Consider the following 19,725-nt stretch of genomic DNA (forward strand, 5'->3'; position numbering starts at 1 on the left):
ATAATAGTGAATACAAATTATAGAGGGGATACACGGTGTCAATGAAAAAGAACATATCTAGGACCTTAATAAAAGAACATGATGCTAATATTTACTTGGATATAATATGAAAGAATTAAGGTATAGGGGTTATAGCGGTATTTGTGATTTCTCAGAAGAAGACAATGTCTACTTTGGAAAGATTGATCTTGAATATGATTTAGTATCATTTGAAAGTGATACTTTAGAGGGGCTAAAACCAGCTTTTGAGGAAGCGGTAGATGATTATTTAGATATGTGTAAAAGTCTTAATAAGAAACCAGGATAAAATATTATAATATATTCTTTTTATTATTGATGATTAATATGGACAAGAATTGTCTAACTAATCCGCTAGATTATAAAAATGAATAATGAAAAAAACAAACCTTGGTGAAATATTAAAGACCATATCAGATGATCTCGGTGTAAGTTCAAGGGTCGTATTAGACCTTATTGGTATAAATCAAAGTATAGCCGAAGCTAGCGCTGATACTATTTTAGATTCGGAAGTCTCAATCTATCATAATAGGCTAAAAAAGCTGTTTGATACATTATCTATTTAGTACTTCAAAACTTTCGTAACACCTTTTTTTCCTTTCTGAAATAACTCATCAAAAATAGAAGAATCGGGAACACTAATCTTTAAGATCGCGCCTTTAGGACTTTCTTCTATAAACTCTGAGGGATGAATTTTGACTTCTTGGCAGTGTTCTTTGAATTCATTATTGCCGTGGATTTCATAAGTTACAAAATCCTCGATCTTACTTGTGTAACCACCAATTGAATGTTCGATCTCCTTGCGAAGTCTTTTTAGGTCTTTGGCAATAGGTTTAAAGACAGGAGATGATTTTAGTAGTTCAATATCGTTAAAGCGAGCAATTTTGAAATTTCGGTAATCACGGATCTCCATGTCGAAACCATAAATAAATGGAATGGCACCAGATAGATAAAAGAAAAGTGGAGTGATTAATCTTGATCCCTTTTCACCGTTTAACTTTTTATAATTGGCCTTAAAAACACACTCAGTTCTAATGGCTTCTAATATCTTAAATAGTGAAGTCTTATCTCTAAGTTTTGCCTTACCTGAATTACTATATGGGAAGAGGAATGAACTGTTGAATTTCTCTAAGTTATAATTTGAATTTTTAACGGCACTAAGAAGAACCCGTCTTGCATCTTCTACGTTTTGTTCAAGGGGAATAGGTCCATAGCTTTCTAGCATTGAAAGGCCAAGAAGGATTGTTTCAATATTTTCATTAGAGAGCTTAATATCATGTCTAAAATTTGAATTTGAAAGTAACTTATACCTCTTAGGACTTTTGCCCGTGATTTCCATATTCATTTCTGGATCATCGAGAAATTCCTCAAGATATCTTGAAACTTGCTTTCTTGAAATTTCACACTTACTTGAAAGATAGTCATGAATTTCTGTTACAGAAGGTGGATTACTAGAATTTCTTAGTAAATAGTTAAATATATGACTTTTCTTCTCTGCTAATTTCATATGGCCTCTAAAATTAATGTTATTCAGTTGGACGTGGAATGTCTAGCTTGCTGGATATACTAAATGAATGGGTATAAAGTCAGTAATTCAAAATTTTAATATTTTAATGGGAAACTCACCACATACTGGAAATCATTTTAAAGAAAGGGTACTTGAGAGGTTCTCCCTTAGGGTTTCACACTTAGAATATATCCTGCTGAATATGAAGTGTAGTCTTGGAATACTACCATTGATTATTAGTGATTCGCATACTGATATTTATCGTATCTTTTTTAAAAAGACATTAATGTATCTTGTTTTCATAAAAAAACAGAATGTTATCGCGACGGTTTTACGTCAAGACCAGATCGTGAGTTATTTGGAAGAGAGGTCTGAATTTATCATTGATAAGTATGATGCATTCACATATATCGATAAGAACGAAGAAATATATAAGAAGCAGTTAGATCTATTGTCAGATCAAGAACTTGTATTTTTCAATAAGGAAGTTAGCTACTCAGTATACTACCATGAAAAGGAATATTGGCTTGTTGATCACCGAGCAGTAAAAATTCTATTAAAAGACAAAAATAAAATTAATATAAAAATTTATTTGAGAACAATGGGAGATAGCTTTGATGAATATCATTTTTAAGGTTTTGTGTTTCATGTCTTTGATATCATTTGCATCTTGTGGTTCAAACATAAAAAGAATTACATATGTGCAAAAAAAAAATAGTCCATTGTCGAAGATTGGTAATAAAAAAATTAGTATTGATCTCAAGTCAAATGAAAAGGAGTTTAATCCTAGTGTTGAACTTTCTTCTCTTCTAGTTAACCGTGGCCTAAATGTCGTTTATAAAGATAGCTTAGTAGACTCGATTGGAAAGAGGTTACAAAAAAAAGAACCAGAGGATTTTCTTCGAAATTCTCAGGTCGAGATTAAGGGAGATTTAAAAAATCAATATCAATACTATAAGTGTGGAAGTGAGTCTTTTTGTTACCGACAGATCTCGTATGTCTCTTTTCAATTATTTGATACGAAGAAAGGAGATATTTTATTTTCACACTCAGAGGTGAAAAGGGAAGAAATTAGAGGGCTCTCACATACATACTTCCTAGATTATAAAAATAATTATGATGAAGAATTCAGAAAACAAGTTATCAATGAAATATATGATACTTTAGCAAATCAAGATAAAGTCTTTAGAATTCCAGTAATTACTCGATTAGAGGATAATCGTTTTGGGAATGAATTATCTATAGCTCTTGAGAGTGAGAGTTGGGAGTCAACGTTAAGTTCTTATCGTCAATTGAAAGTGAATTTGAACAAGGAAGATCGATCAGCGGTAGAGTTAAATGAAAGTGCTATTTTGATTCTTCTTGGAAAATTTAGTGAAGCTGAAGAGTTAATAAATAAAATAAGAACAATACGATATTATAAAGTACAGTTAGAAATATTGAATATTATTGATAAGTTGAAGGTGAAAAATGCGTAGTTTTATCAATATTATAACGATTGTTTTCTATTTATTACTCGTATCTTCTCCAGTATGGGCTAGAGACTACGTTGGTATTTATGACTATAAATATCTTGAATGGCTATCAATTTTTTCAGTTAGTCATATTATAATTACTACTTTACTAAGCGTGTTTAAGTTTGATTTGTTTGGGTTCAGGCATAGGTTTAAAAAACATAATAGACAAATACTAACAAGAGATGATGAAAAGATCATCTGTGAAAGAATTGATGAGTTAAATAAAAGAATTGCTAAACTCGAAACATGTGAAAATATAAAAATTGATGAAATAATTGTGTATCCAAGGGATAATCCTCGCTTTTGTCGCGTTGTGAAATCTAAAGGGAAATGTACTTACAGTATTCACATGGCCCGAGAAATTGCTCTTAGTGATCAAACATATATGTCTGGTTATAACGATACTGAATACTTTTATTCGCAAGCAATTTGGGAAGTTCTTAAAACAGATAAGAGAAGATCATTTGAACATTTGTTTATGTCTAATTGTATGTATAGCTTTTTCTCACTTATCTATTATACTTGTTGTTTGGCAATCCCATTAACGGCAATTAGTCAATTTTTAACGTCTGAAGAAGATAGGCGAAATCGAAATCGTAGTAGCTCTGATGCTTTAGCTATTTTCTTCCTTTATTTAATCGCAACTTTATTTTTTAGAATATTGGCCAATATCATCGAAAAGACGAGGAATTATTTGGGACACTATTATCGATCACTGTATGCCGATACTAAAGCTACGGAAATATTCTTTCAACAGTATTTAACGAGTCTTAATCATGAGTATATTGAATTCATAAGCGAGCACTATTTTGGGGTAGAGGATAGATATATTGTATCAATTACCGATAATTATATAACTTTATTTGAGTATCTTGTGAATTTAGAAAATCAAAAAATTGCATAAAGGAGCATTAAATGAATATTGATATAAGGTTCTATCGTAAGAAACCAAAAAATGAAGATAAGTTGCAAATGCTTAAAAAGTTTAGGGGATTTGTTGAAGAATACAATATAGATTTAGAAAAACTTGGGAAACGATTTAGAGTAGATCGAGACTATTTTAAATATTCTGATACAAGAAAGTTTCAAAGAATAGATTATCTTGCAACGTCGAGAATGTTACTACATAAAAAACTAGAAGAGTCTAAATACGATGACTGGGTGAAAATAGCTGATAATGATTTTCTATACACCGGATTCCCAATCTTCAAGGGAAGGTGTTTAGAGAAAAATGATATATCTAAACGTGATAATATTGTAGCAAGTTTTAATAATAATACTTTCTTTATTGTAGATGAAATTTATGAAGATATTTCATTATATTCAAGTAATGACATCAAGATCGCTCTTGAATATTTTGCCGAGGATAAAAATGTTAATCTACTGGAGTTTTGTATGAGTGATCCTGAATTTAGTCAGTTTGATTCAATGGATATGATGAAGTTTTTTGAGAGAAAATTATCAACTTTTCCTATCATGTGTATGACCGGATGGCCGATATTCTCGCGTACGTTCTTCAAAGATTGGAGAGTGTTATTTCCGCAAAGAAAAGCAGGTGAAATTTTAAAACCAACTTTTCGAATGGGAAAGAAGTTTCGAATACGTGGGTGTTATTATTATCTAACATCAGTAGCAATTAACGATATGTTGAATATTGCAAGACCTGCTTCAGAGAGTGATATATATTTCAATGAAGACATAGTCTTTCACAATAGGTTCCCACGCTTTATTGGACGAAAGATATTTTCTGAAGAATATAGTCAAGGATCATTCTTGAAAATTGACAACGAAGTATATGAGATTACATTTTTTGATAATGTCGAGCATGCAGAATACTTATACCAGTCAGGTGTTCTATGTGATTGGCTCTTGGATAATATCGAAAAATCTTATGATTATAATAATCCACAATTAGTTATTAATATTGATGAAATTAAAAGCACTTTAAATCTTAATCTAATGGATAGTGCTGAAATAGTGAACTTTATGGATTTAATTATCAGGAAGGTAAATAAAATATTAAAACTAGGTAGCTCGATTTCAACAATATACGATTTAGCTGCATATACTATTAATTTTGATTTTGACTCCTCAGAGGATCTTGAATATATCAATTCTGTTAGTGTTGCATATGGGAGACAAGAATTAATTATTGAAAATGAAATTAAAATGACATTATTCAATTTTAGAATTTTAAAAAGAATAGAAAAATCAATAAGAAGTTTAAAAGCGAAAGAAGTGTATCGAGCCGATATTGCAGCATAGGAAATTAAATGCAGTATTTATTAAAAGAAATGAAGTTTAAATACAGTGGCGAAGTTGTTAGATTTTTTAGAAAGAATTTTAAAATAACTTCAAACGAATTTGCCACATTAGTTGGTCTAGGAATTGACGAACTTGAAAAAATCGAAGCTGGAAAGAAGCAAGTTGAGTTAAAAATTGCTTTAGCTATTTGTGCTATTTTCGATATATCATTAGAAAACCTACTGTTTCCAAATGGTGTTGATAGAGAGAAGGATTTTATAGAGGCTCTTGATAGAGCAAAAGTATTTTTCAAAACTAGAGTTGAAAGTCAAGACCTAGTAAAAGAAGCCGAAGAATACTTTAAAAAGAATCAAGGTATACCATTTGATGATAACGACGATGAAAGTAGTGATTGGTAAAAAACTATAGAGTCAAAGTAATCGGTGCATTCTTATGCTTGAATCTGGTCTAGAACGTTACTGAAGATAAGAGGCTTGATCGTGATGAGAGGTGGCTCAATCTTCTTCTTTCTGAGCACTGATTTTAGTTTAAACTCATTATTTTAGGTACTTATCATTATAACTATAATGTTTTCATAAGCGGCTGAATTTATTCAACTTTTTCTACTTGTTGTCGATGATTAATTAATACGATTTTAACTTGGATACGCTGCGTGAACGAAAAAGCACATAGTACAATTGTTATAGGACAAAGAGTATTTTATGAAAACACCAATCCACGCAATCAATAGGTTCAAAAAACGTATCGGTCATGTAATTACAGAATCTCAATTACATGAGTTAAATGAATTAATCATTAATGATGATGAATGCGTTGAGCTTGTAAAGTGGCGCCGTGGGAACGACATATCTGTATATAAAATAAATTGGCAGGGGCTTGAATTTTATGCCATTTATTTTCTTACAGAATATCGAATAATTAGTTTTAGAAATATTGAAGATGAGGTTCACGAAGACTTAGGTGAGTACTGGCGTGAGCATGATATGCAAAAGCTTTGGGATAAGGAATAGGGGTTTGGTTATGAAATTAACAAAAGCATTCGCGAGAACATGCATAAGTAGTCTTTATAGTTTAATGGCAGATGATGATGCTAGTTTGAGTGATTTTAATTTTCAATTAGATGTACCAAAAATTATAGCAAATAGTGATAAAGGAATGACTATTTCTTTTCCTGGAGGAGTCATCTCTGGAGTGACAGATATTCCTGAACCGCTTTCTCGAATTGTTTCCGTATATGATAAGTATTTTGCTGGATATGCAAAGAAACATAATATTGATTATTCAGAGGACATTGATTATATGAAATTTGATTTTATAAAAACTAAGAATGTTCCTAGTTTGTATGATGTAGGTGCTGTTGATTCATATTTCGATATCTATGTGGAAGTGAAGCTTAAGACAGGTGAGGAGTGTTCTTTTACTTACAATAAACAGTAATTAGCACTTTAAACTTTTTATCAAAATATCCGATAGGTTACGTATGAAATACATAACCCTCACACTCCTAATCTCAATCTTCCAACTAACAACACTAGCAACATCAGACTGCACCCACGACGCCAACAACTTCCGTTGCGTAAAGTATGTGAAGAACTACGACGCGGACACGGTGACGTTTGATATTCCAAATGTGCATCCGCTGATTGGCAGTCGAATCAATGTGCGAGTGAGTGGGGTGGATACGCCGGAGATTCGAACGAAGAATGCGTGCGAGAAGAGTAAGGGGCGAGATGCGAAGAAGATTGTGACGAATCTTTTAAAGCACGCCAAGCGCATTGATCTAGAGAATGTGCAAAGAGGTAAGTACTTTCGCGTGGTGGCCGATGTGAAAATCGATGGGCAGTCGCTGTCATACTACCTTCTTAAAAATGGCCTTGCCTATGCTTATGATGGTGGCACGAAGAAGAAGGTGGATTGGTGCAAGTCGAATCGCGAGATTGCGTCGGAGAATTAGGATGCTGGAGCGCATCCCAAAAAGTATCTAGAGGCATAGATCAGGAAACTATTAATAAATTAAGTTTTTATCCTAGTACCAATTGTTTAAAATCGTAGTACCATGAAAAAAGCACTCATCATCTATGCAACACGCGAGGGACAAACCGAAAAGGTTGCACATAAAATTCGTGATCACTTTATTGAAGCTAAGATCGAAACCTCTCTTCATGATGCAAGGAATGTCGTAAAGGAGAATTTAGAGGAGTTTGACTTATTAGTCTTTGGTGGCTCCATGCATATTGGAGGGATCGAAAAAGAATTGGTTAACTTTATCAATGATCACAAGGAACAAATTGAATCAAAGCCGAATGCCTTCTTTCTTGTTCTATTAAGTGCGGCGACAAAAGATCCTGTGTTAAGGGAAGAGTGGTTGAACGATGCCCGCAAGAGAGTCGACAAGCAACTTATAACAAAGTTTAATCGTTTTGAAATGGTGGCCGGGGCACTAAAGTATTCCAAGTATTCATGGCCTATGAAGTGGATTATGAGAATGATTGCCAAGAGGGCCGGTGAAGGCACAGACTTTGGCCGTGATTATGAATACACTGATTGGAAGAAAGTTAAGGAATTTGCGTATAGTCTAATATAGGGTATAAATAAACCATGGAAGGAAATGTAAGAGACCATATCGAAATAGGCGAGCGAGTCCGTATCGTCTTAAAGAAAGATCAGCGAACAGGAAACCTTACTGAAGGTATCGTAAAAGATATTCTAACGAAGTCAGATTATCATCCGCATGGGATCAAGGTTCGTCTTGAAAGCGGAGAGGTTGGACGCGTAAAAGAAATTCTTTAGCATCTCTTGTTAGCTTAACTCCAATGTAATCGGCGCATTCTTATAATTGTAACTCTCATCCAAGCTACAAGAGTTAACGAATATGATTCCACCAAAAATATCAGTGCCGTAGCCTTCGTGGATATGGCCGTAGGCATGTACGCGAGGCTGTACTCGTTGAATAGTTTTTAGCAGGTCTGTGCATCCGACACGTTCGCCATTTGCACATAAGTCCATCACGGCGCGAGGTGGCCCGTGGGTGAGGAGGATGTCAGTATCATTTGGGATTAAGTCCCAATGTTTTTGAATCTCAGGACCTCGGTGTCTGTTAAATGCCCAGTCATGAAACCATGGCTGAATTGGTGAGCCCCAGATTTTAAATCCTTCAATTTCAATTCCTGAATCATTTAAGTAGATGATGCCGTTTTCTTTTAAAATTGCTTCGGCCTCTTCCTTTCTTTCATCATCAAAGCAGAAGTCGTGGTTTCCAGCGATGACGATTTTGTGTTTGAAGTCAAGGCCTGCGACAAATTCTGCAAATGCTCTCGTATCCTCCAGCGAGCCACGGCGTGTGAAGTCTCCTGTGTGAAAGAGGATATCCCCTGATTCGAAGGGAACTTCGCTGTGGCGATTATGAGTGTCTGAAAAGAAGGTTAGTTTCATTTAGGTATAATAGCATATGTTTTAATATACTGGTTTTAAATCTAATTTGATAAATATCAAAATAAATATTGACCTTTCTATTTCTTGAGTCTATTTTGGCAAGTATCAAAACAGATTCAGGAGGTAAAAATGAATTTTTTGGATGAATTGAAAGAACTTTCAAAGCAGGCATCGAACCTTTCAAGAGGAAAAATCGATATCAACGTTGAAAGAAAGATTAAAGAGAATGTTTTTGAAATTATGGAAGAGCTTTACGGAAATGCTACGACTGCTAATTTCATCAAGACGACAAAACTTATGTACCGTGATTGGTCACAGAGCTATAGCGAAGACATCAGATTTGGACGTGATGAAGATGCAGACAAGGCGATGGTTAAGCTTAGTACATTTGAGTGGATCGTATCTCTTCCATCTGTGCAAGAAATGCGCGCATCCCTTGGCGAAGGTTAAGAGATGAGTCTTGCGAACGTATTTAAAGTTTTAGGTGATGAGGCGAGATTAAGTATTATCAGAAGCCTGGCAGAGAAAGATCTCTATGCAGAAGTTCTTGCAGAAAGACTTTCTCTGTCTCCTGGAACGATTACGCATCACTTGAAAAAGCTTGAAGCTGTAGGACTTATTAAGTCGCGCAAGGAGCAGTACTACAAAGTCTTCTCACTACAAAAGAAGATGCTTGATAAGAATATCCTAAGTTCAATTTTAGAGGTTTCAATTTCAAACGAAGATGAAAATGAAGTTCAATATGAACAGAAGATCATCAAGTCATTTTTTAAAAATGGTGTGCTTAAGTCGATCCCTGTACAACGTAAAAAACGACTCGTTATTTTAAAGCATCTCTTACAAGAATTTAAAAAGGGCCGTGATTACACAGAAGCTGAAGTTAACGAAAGGATTGAAAAGTATAACGAAGACTTTTGTACCATTAGACGTGAGTTCATTGCAGAGAAGCTAATGGAGAGAAAGGCCGGCATCTACCGCGTAAAAGCTTAATGCTGCCCAATTTTTGTACATTTACAATTTATTCAACACTTTACTTCGTTCTCAACCCATAACTAGCTGATTATCCACACCTCAAAAGCCCACTTCTCAGTAAAAACTGGCTTCAGTCTTGCTGTATCTAATTACTGATACAACTCTTTTAAAAGTTTGGAATTATGAAGTACTCATTATTTTTATTCACAATTTTGGCCTTGCAGTTATCTGTTTGCAATTTCGCAATAGCGAGTGAGTCTGTAATTCCGGCTTCACTGGATTTAAGTAGCATTCAGTCTTCAGTTAAAAATCAAGGAAATCGAGGGGCATGTACATTCTTTAGTGCTACCTCCTTATTAGAAAGTGAAATAATTAAACAGCAAAATATTGAGATAAATATCTCTGAACAATTTATGATTTATGCTACCAAGAACTATGCTCGTTATGGAGAATTAGAAGAAGGCTCTAGTGTCATTAGGAATCTTTATGCAGCAAAAAAGTATGGGATCACTTTTGAGCAGGAGCTACCTTACCAGCAAAGCTGGTTCTCCCCAGGCATGCCATGCTCAGAAGACGCCTCTGTTAGATCATCTGGTTATGAATGCTACCACCATAATAGCAGTGCCGATAAAAATAGAATTATCTCATTAGGGAATAATTTAGAAATCACTGATATAGACGATTATGAAAATCAAAGATCTGATCTAATTATTTCATACCTCGCTAAAAATAAACGGCCAGTATCTGTTAATATCGTAATTAACGATGACATAATGCTTAGTTCGAAAAATGGAGAGATCAAATATAATACAAGACTAAGAGATGAATGCAATATTTCTAATCAGTGTTTTGCTCACTCCATCGTCATAACAGGTTATAACCTAAAAGATAAAACTTTTAAGTTCAAAAATAGCTATGGAAAAAGCTGGGGAAGTAATGGGTATGGAACAATTACCTTTGAGTATATTAATAAACTCTATGGGGCCCCTGAAATTATGGCCGTCGAGCTAAAGAAAAAATTGAAGCTTATTAAGCCGAAAGTGCCAGCAGCTACATCTCCTAAGGTATCACTGAAGTCAGATATTGATTTTGATGGTAGTGACATAAATATAAAAATCAATGGAAGGGTAGAGTACTTACCAAAAACACAGTTTAAAATTCAGTTTGCAATTGTAAGAATTGATGAAGCCGGTGAGCCAAAAATCATCACACTTGATGAAAGGTTTGCTACGTTGTTTCACTATGCAACAACTGATGATTCTGGAAATCTAGATTTAGATGAAATTAAAGAAGTAAGTTTTAAAAACGTAAGACATAAACTCAAAAAGCTAAAAGAAGAGCTCTACCTATTCACTCTAGTTAATAAAGTAAGTGATAAAGAAGATGAAAATATTGACTATACCTTTAATAAGCTCACTTTTCCCGCTTATGTAGAAACATTCAAAGACTGTTCTGAAGCATCAAAAACAGGCACTAATCCTGACAAGCAAAAATGTTTTGATAAATTTAAGGGTAGTTACACGCTTCAAGAGTGTCTATCTCATGCAACGCTTTTTGATATTATCTATATGGATAAGGTTGCTAGTTGCTTTAAAGAGCTTAAGGGGCAATCTAACTTTTCTCATTGTAGTAGTCTCATTAGATCGATTCCTAAGAGCATGGACAAGTACACTCAACTCGAAAATTGCAAAGACATTTATGAGGGCGAATACACCGTATACGAGTGTAAGAGTGCTGCAAGATTAATGTCTGATGGCTACTATAGAGATCAACAGCTAACGAAATGTGAGCTAGGGTTTTAAAAATGATCTATCGTAAGTTATTGTAATTATATTATTTTAAGTGGTTTTCATAGCTGAGCTTAAGAAAGGCTGATTTTTTTAATTAATTTAATCTATCGGTGCGTCATCTGTTGGTCTATAACTCCTTCAACAAAACAAAAAGAAAAGGAGAATACAAATGAAAAAGACAATGATGATTTTACTTAGTAGCTTAATTCTTTCACTAAACACTTTTGCTTCTACAGAGGTTGAAAACTCAAGACTTGTTAATATCGTTACTCAACTTGAGACGTTTATTGGTGAAGATAGTGAGCTTATGGCCGATTCTCAGATTAAGCTAATCTTTGAAGAGAGTTTAAATAATTTAGATGATTCAAAAATTATTCTTTCAAATATCCTCGAACTTGATGAGAGATTTGAAGTAACAATGGATGATGAATTCGCCAATAAGTTAGCGATTTTTTCAGCACTACTTCATGAAGTTATGCTAGCGGCTAGACCTTAACTAAACTTTAAAGAGATCCATCGTGTAACAGAAGACATCCTCTTGGGTTGTCTTCTTTACTACCTCACGTATCTCTTCAATGGCCTTTACCATGATGCCATTAACCTTTGGCAAATCTTCCTTAGAAAGAGTGATAACAGAGGAATAGTGAAGCTCATCTTCAGTTGCTCGGTCCATACTTTCCATCGCACGCAGACGCCAATTTGAGTGATGTCTTGCAATCATTGGAGAGTTCTTTCCAAGGTGAAAACTTTTTGATGTAAGCTTTATTTTATCACCGTCATTAGTAATAAGCCCCGCATCCAAAAGGAAGTCGATAACCTTTGCCACAGTCTCTGTGGAAATTGAAAAAGTTGCAGCGATCACTTCTCTGTCATACTGCTTTGTGATTGAGAGGTAGGCGTGGATCGCAAGATAATGCCAGCTTGAGTAGTATTCGTATTGCTGCTCTTTTGTTAGCTCTTTCTTATCAGTTAGGCGTTTACTGAGATCTTTTGAGTCTTTGACAAGCTCATCTATCTTGAGCTTGTAATAGTCACTTAATCTCTTATTTCCAGCGCGCTGATAATTAACTAGCGTTAAATAGAACTCCGTCTGCTTATTTGATAGAGACAGAAAATCTGCTGTGAGTAGTGCCTGCTCAAGACTAAAGTGAGCATCTTTGTTTAGGACTTGCGAGATATAGGCCGTTTGGCAGGCCAGCTTTTCAGCAAGTCTCGACCTTGTCCCGCGCACCCGTTTTCCAAGCTCTTCAAGAGCATCAATAGTGAAATCTTTGTAATTTTGATAACTGAAAATATCCATAAGCTCTCGTTATTATTGGCTTGTGTTCTCTTCTTCGTAGTATTAGTTAATACTTTAGCATATTTTTAGTTAGCTTCGGCATCGTTGTGTATTTATTAAATACAGGGCCTATAAATTAAACACTTTGCCCTTTGCTAAATTGCTTTTGGTCTATATTGAAACCATGAAGACACAAAAACTTATTTCACTAATTGGACTATGCTTATGCTTGAATCACCAGGCCTTTGGTGTGGAAAGTTTGGATATTAAGCATAAAGTTCAAGTGGATTTATCAAAGTATAAGACACTTCTTGATATTAAGAAGTTTAATCTTCATAAGGAAAAGCCTCAGCAACTAGATTTAAATTCTTTTTTAAAAAAGAGTGTGCAGGACAATTCAGATGAGGGTGGCTTTGAGAGTTCTGGTGGAGGAACGATTGTTAAAACAGGAGTCGGTGCACCTATCTTATTAGACATTGCTGTTTATGATCAAAACTTTGTTGATGAATTTAATTATTCTCAAGGTTCATCAGTTGTCTTGAAAAAATATGCCAGTGTTCTTGGTTATGAGAAATTCACTTTTGACCGTATTAAAGAAATGGAAATATATCCACTTTTAGAAGAGAGAATCGAGAAGTGGCAAGAGAGTAGTCCTTTGATTACTCATGGGATTAAGTCCGCCCTAAAGGGAGCTGATTGGAGATTTACTCCACATCGAGTTAGAAGCTTTTATGAGGGAGAGATTTTTCAAGGTGCAGTTTTTTATTCTGGAGATAAAGGCGCCTGGATTTCTACTCCTGTTTGGAATAGTGTCGGTGACTTTTCAAAAATAGGGCTTCTTATTCATGAAGCTTTAAGACATATGAGTATTAGCTATGGTGATAAGTTAAGTGAAGAAGTAATCCATGATATCACTTACCGAATTACCCTTACTGAACCTATCGAAGGTGAAACCCTTGACTCTAGGGCCTATTATCATAAAGACTCAATTACGGCGCTACACTATAAGAGTAAGGATCAGCTTGCTCAAAGCAAAGAAAGACTAAGAAATCTTATTTTAGATGAGAGATTAACTAACTATCCTGAGCTCCTTTCTATTATTCAAGGTAGCATCGATAATATTGATAACTCTAGTGTTCTAATGGAGAGCGTAACGGCCCTTGATAAACTTTATGAAGTGACATTTGAAGATAAGAAGGCAAATCTCTTACTTGATCTCTCTAGTGGCATTCACGAAGTCATTACTAGTCAACTTCGTGTAAAAGCTTCAAGGCCTGCCTTAGAGTTAACGGATGCTATTCGATCAATGAACTCAATTATCAGTCTAGAAACAATAAGTGAGAGCTTAATAATTGATTATATTGAAAGTGGTAAGATTCCTTATGAATTCTATCAAGTGAAGGAGCGCCTTCAATTTTTAAATGAAATTCAGAAACTAAAACAGCGACATAAAAAGCTACTTGAGAGAGGTGCCTTAATTGAAGCTTATTAGTTCTAGAGATAATAAGTAATAATTTGATTTTATAGTTTTTGCGATATACCCTAGGGGGGTATGTGTAATATCATGCTACCCATAGGAGAAATTATGAAATTATTTATAGCTTTAATATTATCTTTAAACGTTTTTTGCCATGAGTTAGAATATCAAAATTACCTAAGTCTTCAGAAGTCATTAGTTGAGGGTGATTTAAATAAGGCCTTAAAGTCTTGGAAAACGATGTGTACGAAAGAACTAGGTCACTATGCTAAAGATTATAAATACGGTGACTGTGATAAGAATATAAAAAGTGTCAGTGCTTTAAGAGATTCATTCAAACTTCTTTCTGAAATTTATATCAAGAATGGAAAATCACTTGAAAATAGCGACCTGAAGATCGTGAAATGCCCAATGGCAAAGGCCCGTTGGATTCAAAAAGGATCTTCTGTTAAGAATCCATATTACGGAAAGAAAATGCTTACTTGTGGTGAAGTGGTCCAAAATTAGGAAGTTCTAGATTAATGAGAATGATAAAGAGTACTATTCATCCAGATATTGGATCGAGGGAATCGATTGAAGAAAAGAGTGTCTTCAAACGTCTTGCTACAAGGGCCATTGCTCTTAATGGTGAGATGATTCTCATGCTCTATACTGAAAGGTATGATGACTATAGTCTTCCTGGAGGGGGTCTTGATAGCGGTGAAGATATCAAGGCCGGGATGATTCGTGAGCTAAAAGAAGAAACTGGCGCTCAAAATATTCGAGAGGTCAAAGAGTTTGGTATCTATGAAGAATTTAGGCCATGGTATAAACCAGACTTCGATATCCAGCATATGATTTCATACTGTTTTACTTGTTTTGTGGATTACGACTTAGGCCAAACGCAGCTAGAACATTATGAAGTGAATAATGGTATGAAACCAAAGTGGATAAATATCCACGATGCAATTGCTCACAATGAACAGACCATTGCCTCAAGTGAGAAGAAAGGCATGTCCATTGAACGTGAGACTTATCTTTTAAAGCTTATACGTGAAGAGTTCTTATAAGTACTAAAGATTAATACAATCGTAAGTATCAAAAGTCTTTGACTCAATATCGTAAAGGTATAGCGCTTCAGAATACTTCTTTGTGTAAGCAGCGTATAGTCCACCTGATTGTGGATTTCCACAGTAGTAGCGCGTGTCATGTTCAAGTCGATAAAGAGCAGTAGAAGCTGAACTATATTTTTCAACGTCTTTTTGTGCTTTTAGGTAGGCACTTTGAACTTCATCGTAGAACGGAAGTTCTGGTGTGAATTCAACACATCTGTATTCTTTGAGATTCCTCAAGTCAGTGTTATCAATATAGTAGTAAAGTTTAGAATCTTGTTTGAAATAGATCTTAATGTGAGACTCGTGTTTCCCGCAGTAAAGGGCACCATCTCTTGGGCGGGCCGTGGCAGTGAAAGAAACAGCTAGTAGTAATAGAATGATATTTAATAATTTCATAAAATTGCCTTTGAATAATCTTTTTTAAATATATATACCAAATTGATTAGGTTTAGTTAGAGAGTGTATTTTTGACAATATTTGACACCTCTATCTTGCTAATTTTGCGTAGGTAAAGTTTTTCTTAAGTTCTATCTTGCTCAATTTGTAGCATACCTGTTTCATAGCCTAGTTAAGAGTAGCTTAAACTCTAAATCTAAAGATATTCTAAAGAGTTGAATTTCTCTATGAATTTGCACTCATTGACAATGATATTTAGTGAAACGTATTGAGGCTCCATACGATTAATTTTAAAGGAGATTCTCATGAAAAAGTTTATGATGCTTTTGGCATTCGTTATTGTTGGTACTTTATCTAATGCTCAAGCATATGTTAATGCAAATGCTAATTGCTGGGTCAATGGTGGAGGACAAGCTGTTTGTGAAGTTTGTAACCATTACTATAGCAGACCTATTTATTGTAATATGAATATGCGTGGTATGACTGCGTATGGTGCATGGATGACTGCATTCCAAAATGGTTATGTAATGCCAGGTCAGTGTATCAATGGATTTGTGAGAGCGAATAATCCATATGTTGATCCTCTAGTTGATGCTAACGTTAATTTTAACTGTCGTTTCTAGGTATAGGGGGAGTCTTGAAAAATATATTGCTTCTTATATTGAGTACATTTCTTTTAGTTGCCAATACTTTTGCCGCTGTTGATTACAATGAGCTAAGAAGAATTGTTATAAACGAGAACGATCAAGAGTTAGATTTTTTCTTATCCGAAGTAGAATACCGAGGTGAGGAAATTGATTTTAATAGAGCTCTAAATGACAATGGTGACACTATTGCAACTCTTGCAGCCTGGAATAATAAGCCGAGTGTTCTTAGAGTTATTGAAAGATACTCTTTCTTGTCTTCTTCCGGGATCAACTATGACCAAGTTACTAAGAATGGGAGCAGTGCAGTCAGCCTCGCTGTTTATACCGGTTGTATAAAATGCCTACGCTATTTTGAAGATGCTAATGCATCATTTACAAATATTGGGCCCTCAAGGAATGATGCTCTTCATATTGCTAGTTATACTCCTAAAATTGGGTCTAAAGATCGTTTTGAGTTAGTTAAATATTTGATTGATAATAAATTAGCAAATATGAGGTATAGAGATTCAAATGGCTCTAATGCTCTACTCAGAACTCTGGCTAGAGGAGAGGAGTATTCTGAGCATATAGCATTACTCTTAATAGAGAATCGAATGAATCCTAATGTTCGAAATAAGTACAAGGATACTCCTTTACATTGGGCCTCTTCTCGAAATTACGTTCAAGTTGTAAGTGACTTAATTGAAGCAGGTGCATACGTCGATATTAAAAATACTAGTGGTTCAACACCTTTATCGTTAGCTGTCTTTAATAATCATTCTGAAGTGGTTAGAGTTTTAGTTGAAGAAGGTGATGTTGACGTTGATTTGAGAGGAGCTAATGAGGATGTTCCAATTGTGGTAGCAGCTAATAACAACTCAAGGGTAATTGTGGAGCTTCTAGCTCCAAAGAGCGGTTGGACAACTAGTGCTCAGAATATTCTTGCTGAAAAAGAGAAGACAGTTGCTTTAATTCAGGAACTAATGGAACTAAGTAACCAAGCATTTAAGAATACTGAAGGTACTGATCTTTGGGATATTGGAGTTGCCTCAAGATACATTACAAAACAACTTTATAATACGAGTTCAAAAATTGGATTTGAAGTTAAGGATGCAAAGTCAAAAAAGGTATGTGGGTATGACGAAACAATTGAAGCAGACTTTAGAACGTTTAGACCATTCGAAGAAGTTTCAGTTCCTTCTCATGTCGGAGTTGTTGGATTAAAGTTTACAGCAATTAATACAGTATTTACTGGGGCAGACGGTATCTCTAGAAGCTTAAGCTTCATCATGCCGTTTAAAAGTATCGTTGAAAAGAATAAGTGGATTGAAACATTCGATAAAATTCATCATATGTTTAAAGAGAATGATAATTTTGGAAATGGTGAGTATGTAGAACCTTCTTCAAGTGGAGTCGGTTGCGGATATTAGCCATAAATAAAGGGAAGCATAAGCTTCCCTTTTTTTGTTATGTATCGAGGTATTATTTTTCAATCGAAGAAGTCTTAGCGTAGTTAATCGCTGTCGTAAGCAGAAGACCTACAAAGAATAAGACGCTTAGGCTTGTTTGAAAATTAAAGTCCTTAACTCCTGCAATCTCCATTCCGCCAATTGCAAGGATTCCAAAAAGAAGAGCAAATAGAGCGTCTCCTGTGATTAGACCTGCGGCCGTCAGGATTCCTCGGTGAGTGATCTTTGTCACTGACTTTGTCCCAGCTAGTCTTGCAAGAGAACCTAGAAGAATTCCCGTTCCGATATATGAAGGAAGATAGATTCCAACTGCAAAAGCAAGAGAGCTTAGGATTACACCCTTACGCTTTCCGATGATTTCAACAATAACTGCAAGAAGTCCAAGACCTGTACCTGCAAGAACTGGCATCATTGGAATATCACTTTGAATAAATAGCGATTTTAGTACAGTTGCAAAGAAAGCTGCCTGTGGTGCTGGTAGGGCCTCGCTTCCAAGAGTTCCTGTTTCATGAGCTACGTAAATTGCTAGAGGAACAGAGATTGCACCACCTAGAAGACCTACGATTTGTCCCACAAAAGAGCTTGAAACCTTAAGGCCATTAAATTGCATTGTCTTATAATCTTGTGATGAGTCGTTAGATGCACAAATGGCAACACAAGCTGCAACAATAATTGGAACTAGAAAGTAAACACCTTGGATACCTTCAAGACCAATTGCAAGTCCTACTAAACTTAGAACAAGCATTCCCATAAAAACGGTTCCACTTACAGGTGAAGCAGATGATCCAACTTGAAGTGATAAAAGTGCACCTAGGCCACTTAGGAAAAAGATAAGCAGTAGGGCAACGATTCCAAGTGCAACAAGTCCTACAAGTGTTGCTCCTGAATACATCATCATGGCAACTAGTAAGAATGCACCAAAGCCAATTGAGGCCAGAAGTTGCTTTCTTACGCTTGCTGGAATTTCTAATTGTTCAGCATCATAGTCTGCTTCCTTGTTAGCTAGAGCGTTGCGAGTTTTTCTACCTTCAATAATATAAGCAATTAGTGAGTAAACTACGGCAACAACCATGGCAGCACCACCAACCCAACGAAAAGTTGTCCCTGGCATATTTTGGGCCGCTGACATTCCCTTAACGACTGCGTTCAGAAGTCCTCCGAAGAAGATTAGGATTGCCGTCGGAACAGTAAGAAGCGCTCCAATACCAAAGTAAAGTGGGTTAATTGGAAGAGGAAGTTTAGTTTCAACTCCACTTAGAGTGAACTTAAGATCATAGATACTTGCTTTTAAAACTTTTATTTGGCTTAGAAAGGCCATCACAAATCCAAATGCTAGACCTGGAATAAGTGAGAATTTTAAAGGTGGACGGGCCTGAGGATTTTCTGCAGCTGTTTGGATAAGGCGGTCACAAGCGACGGCCTCTGGAGCTGGAAGTTTTGGATCTGTTAAGAACCTCTGTGTTGCAAGGCCCACAAAGCCCCAACCTAGGAAACATCCGGCAGCGGAAGCTAGGACGAGTGATAGAATATCGACTGGAGGAACTGGTTGTCCTAATTCTGCAGCTAGAATTTGAACGATTGGCGCAACGAAGGCGACACCGGCCGTTACTGCGACTCCTGCTGAACCTGTTACTTGGGCCATGGCAAGAAAGCCTTTCATGTCGCTTTTAAAGAAGCTACCCATTGCGACCCAGCCAAATAAGACGACAAGAGGGCTGATTCCTGGGGTAATTCCTGCTTTTAGTGCTGAAAATACAAATGCTGAACCGAGCACAAAGGAGATGACGAAGCCGAAGGCTATCCCAGCTTTTTTTGATTTTAACGATGGTTCAATAGCATGACTCATTTACTTCCTCCAATTATTATTTAGTTATAATTATAGA

General features: G+C 35.5%; 26 protein-coding genes. 21 read left to right on the plus strand and 5 right to left on the minus strand.

The features are described 5' to 3' along the window. Nucleotides 1-106: 106 nt before the first annotated feature. A complete protein-coding gene (locus tag ABMA78_RS08795) occupies nucleotides 107-307 on the plus strand; it encodes a hypothetical protein (RefSeq protein ID WP_392859091.1) in 201 nt (66 codons plus the stop codon). Nucleotides 308-392: 85 nt separating this feature from the next. Beyond that, a complete protein-coding gene (locus tag ABMA78_RS08800; RefSeq protein WP_392859093.1) occupies nucleotides 393-584 on the plus strand; it encodes a hypothetical protein in 192 nt (63 codons plus the stop codon). Here ABMA78_RS08800 and ABMA78_RS08805 read toward each other — a convergent pair. Continuing rightward, nucleotides 581-1,525, minus strand: coding sequence for a helix-turn-helix transcriptional regulator (locus tag ABMA78_RS08805; protein WP_392859095.1), 945 nt, complete (start codon nucleotides 1,523-1,525; stop codon nucleotides 581-583). The two genes, ABMA78_RS08800 and ABMA78_RS08805, sit on opposite strands and share 4 nt — an antisense overlap. A 349-nt stretch (nucleotides 1,526-1,874) precedes the next feature. Between ABMA78_RS08805 and ABMA78_RS08810 the strand changes: the two genes are divergently transcribed. The 10 genes from ABMA78_RS08810 to ABMA78_RS08855 all read left to right on the plus strand — a co-directional run bounded on the left by ABMA78_RS08810 (nucleotide 1,875) and on the right by ABMA78_RS08855 (nucleotide 8,097). Then, the gene (locus tag ABMA78_RS08810; protein ID WP_392859098.1) at nucleotides 1,875-2,159 is read left to right on the plus strand and encodes a hypothetical protein; all 285 of its coding nucleotides are present in this window, start codon (nucleotides 1,875-1,877) and stop codon (nucleotides 2,157-2,159) included. A gap of 88 nt (nucleotides 2,160-2,247) precedes the next feature. Further along, nucleotides 2,248-3,003, plus strand: coding sequence for a hypothetical protein (locus tag ABMA78_RS08815; protein WP_392859100.1), 756 nt, complete (start codon nucleotides 2,248-2,250; stop codon nucleotides 3,001-3,003). Beyond that, nucleotides 2,996-3,946 carry a hypothetical protein gene (locus ABMA78_RS08820; RefSeq protein WP_392859103.1) on the plus strand — a complete coding sequence of 317 codons (951 nt, stop codon included), beginning with the start codon at nucleotides 2,996-2,998 and terminating at the stop codon, nucleotides 3,944-3,946. Before ABMA78_RS08815 ends, ABMA78_RS08820 begins: the two co-directional genes overlap by 8 nt. Nucleotides 3,947-3,957: 11 nt before the next feature. After that, nucleotides 3,958-5,307 carry a hypothetical protein gene (locus tag ABMA78_RS08825; protein WP_392859106.1) on the plus strand — a complete coding sequence of 450 codons (1,350 nt, stop codon included), beginning with the start codon at nucleotides 3,958-3,960 and terminating at the stop codon, nucleotides 5,305-5,307. Nucleotides 5,308-5,315: 8 nt separating this feature from the next. Then, complete coding sequence (locus tag ABMA78_RS08830; RefSeq protein WP_392859108.1) at nucleotides 5,316-5,705, plus strand: helix-turn-helix domain-containing protein; 390 nt, start codon at nucleotides 5,316-5,318, stop codon at nucleotides 5,703-5,705. A gap of 303 nt (nucleotides 5,706-6,008) precedes the next feature. After that, nucleotides 6,009-6,317, plus strand: a complete 309-nt coding sequence (locus ABMA78_RS08835) for a hypothetical protein (RefSeq protein ID WP_392859111.1) — start codon at nucleotides 6,009-6,011, stop codon at nucleotides 6,315-6,317. A gap of 4 nt (nucleotides 6,318-6,321) precedes the next feature. Continuing rightward, nucleotides 6,322-6,744 (plus strand): hypothetical protein, encoded by a 423-nt coding sequence (locus tag ABMA78_RS08840; protein ID WP_392859113.1) that lies wholly within the window; start codon nucleotides 6,322-6,324, stop codon nucleotides 6,742-6,744. A 43-nt stretch (nucleotides 6,745-6,787) separates the two neighbouring features. Beyond that, on the plus strand, nucleotides 6,788-7,261 hold the full coding sequence (locus ABMA78_RS08845) for a thermonuclease family protein (RefSeq protein WP_392859116.1): 474 nt from the start codon (nucleotides 6,788-6,790) through the stop codon (nucleotides 7,259-7,261). Nucleotides 7,262-7,363: 102 nt separating this feature from the next. Then, the gene (locus tag ABMA78_RS08850) at nucleotides 7,364-7,891 is read left to right on the plus strand and encodes a flavodoxin domain-containing protein (RefSeq protein WP_392859118.1); all 528 of its coding nucleotides are present in this window, start codon (nucleotides 7,364-7,366) and stop codon (nucleotides 7,889-7,891) included. A 14-nt stretch (nucleotides 7,892-7,905) separates the two neighbouring features. Next, nucleotides 7,906-8,097, plus strand: coding sequence for a YwbE family protein (locus ABMA78_RS08855; protein ID WP_392859120.1), 192 nt, complete (start codon nucleotides 7,906-7,908; stop codon nucleotides 8,095-8,097). 9 nt (nucleotides 8,098-8,106) lie between these two features. Here the strand turns inward: ABMA78_RS08855 and ABMA78_RS08860 are convergent, their stop codons facing one another. Continuing rightward, nucleotides 8,107-8,739, minus strand: coding sequence for a metallophosphoesterase family protein (locus ABMA78_RS08860; protein ID WP_392859122.1), 633 nt, complete (start codon nucleotides 8,737-8,739; stop codon nucleotides 8,107-8,109). A gap of 129 nt (nucleotides 8,740-8,868) precedes the next feature. On the opposite strand from ABMA78_RS08860, the gene ABMA78_RS08865 reads away from it, so the two are divergent. The 4 genes from ABMA78_RS08865 to ABMA78_RS08880 all read left to right on the plus strand — a co-directional run bounded on the left by ABMA78_RS08865 (nucleotide 8,869) and on the right by ABMA78_RS08880 (nucleotide 11,997). Then, the gene (locus ABMA78_RS08865) at nucleotides 8,869-9,189 is read left to right on the plus strand and encodes a hypothetical protein (protein WP_392859123.1); all 321 of its coding nucleotides are present in this window, start codon (nucleotides 8,869-8,871) and stop codon (nucleotides 9,187-9,189) included. A 3-nt stretch (nucleotides 9,190-9,192) separates the two neighbouring features. Continuing rightward, on the plus strand, nucleotides 9,193-9,729 hold the full coding sequence (locus ABMA78_RS08870) for a metalloregulator ArsR/SmtB family transcription factor (RefSeq protein WP_103218350.1): 537 nt from the start codon (nucleotides 9,193-9,195) through the stop codon (nucleotides 9,727-9,729). Nucleotides 9,730-9,893: 164 nt separating this feature from the next. Next, nucleotides 9,894-11,513 (plus strand): C1 family peptidase, encoded by a 1,620-nt coding sequence (locus tag ABMA78_RS08875; RefSeq protein WP_392859126.1) that lies wholly within the window; start codon nucleotides 9,894-9,896, stop codon nucleotides 11,511-11,513. A gap of 157 nt (nucleotides 11,514-11,670) precedes the next feature. Next, the gene (locus tag ABMA78_RS08880; RefSeq protein WP_392859129.1) at nucleotides 11,671-11,997 is read left to right on the plus strand and encodes a hypothetical protein; all 327 of its coding nucleotides are present in this window, start codon (nucleotides 11,671-11,673) and stop codon (nucleotides 11,995-11,997) included. On the opposite strand, the gene ABMA78_RS08885 is transcribed toward ABMA78_RS08880, so the two are convergent. Next, nucleotides 11,998-12,801: a TIGR02147 family protein gene (locus tag ABMA78_RS08885; protein WP_392859131.1), complete on the minus strand. Its 804-nt coding sequence runs from the start codon at nucleotides 12,799-12,801 to the stop codon at nucleotides 11,998-12,000. A gap of 163 nt (nucleotides 12,802-12,964) precedes the next feature. On the opposite strand from ABMA78_RS08885, the gene ABMA78_RS08890 reads away from it, so the two are divergent. From ABMA78_RS08890 to ABMA78_RS08900, 3 genes are all read left to right on the plus strand, one after another. Beyond that, nucleotides 12,965-14,272 carry a hypothetical protein gene (locus ABMA78_RS08890; RefSeq protein ID WP_392859134.1) on the plus strand — a complete coding sequence of 436 codons (1,308 nt, stop codon included), beginning with the start codon at nucleotides 12,965-12,967 and terminating at the stop codon, nucleotides 14,270-14,272. A 93-nt stretch (nucleotides 14,273-14,365) separates the two neighbouring features. Continuing rightward, on the plus strand, nucleotides 14,366-14,764 hold the full coding sequence (locus ABMA78_RS08895) for a hypothetical protein (protein WP_392859136.1): 399 nt from the start codon (nucleotides 14,366-14,368) through the stop codon (nucleotides 14,762-14,764). Nucleotides 14,765-14,778: 14 nt separating this feature from the next. Then, nucleotides 14,779-15,306: an NUDIX hydrolase gene (locus tag ABMA78_RS08900; RefSeq protein ID WP_392859139.1), complete on the plus strand. Its 528-nt coding sequence runs from the start codon at nucleotides 14,779-14,781 to the stop codon at nucleotides 15,304-15,306. Nucleotides 15,307-15,309: 3 nt separating this feature from the next. On the opposite strand, the gene ABMA78_RS08905 is transcribed toward ABMA78_RS08900, so the two are convergent. Next, nucleotides 15,310-15,747: a hypothetical protein gene (locus ABMA78_RS08905; RefSeq protein WP_392859142.1), complete on the minus strand. Its 438-nt coding sequence runs from the start codon at nucleotides 15,745-15,747 to the stop codon at nucleotides 15,310-15,312. A gap of 305 nt (nucleotides 15,748-16,052) precedes the next feature. Between ABMA78_RS08905 and ABMA78_RS08910 the strand changes: the two genes are divergently transcribed. Continuing rightward, entirely contained in the window at nucleotides 16,053-16,370 is a 318-nt protein-coding gene (locus ABMA78_RS08910; protein ID WP_392859144.1) for a hypothetical protein, read from the plus strand. A gap of 14 nt (nucleotides 16,371-16,384) precedes the next feature. Beyond that, a complete protein-coding gene (locus ABMA78_RS08915) occupies nucleotides 16,385-17,803 on the plus strand; it encodes an ankyrin repeat domain-containing protein (RefSeq protein WP_392859147.1) in 1,419 nt (472 codons plus the stop codon). A 52-nt stretch (nucleotides 17,804-17,855) separates the two neighbouring features. On the opposite strand, the gene ABMA78_RS08920 is transcribed toward ABMA78_RS08915, so the two are convergent. Next, nucleotides 17,856-19,688, minus strand: a complete 1,833-nt coding sequence (locus ABMA78_RS08920; RefSeq protein WP_392859149.1) for a hypothetical protein — start codon at nucleotides 19,686-19,688, stop codon at nucleotides 17,856-17,858. Nucleotides 19,689-19,725: the final 37 nt, after the last annotated feature.

Origin of the sequence: Halobacteriovorax sp. RZ-2, from assembly GCF_043196685.1 — a bacterium.
In the GTDB taxonomy this organism is placed as follows: domain Bacteria; phylum Bdellovibrionota; class Bacteriovoracia; order Bacteriovoracales; family Bacteriovoracaceae; genus Halobacteriovorax_A.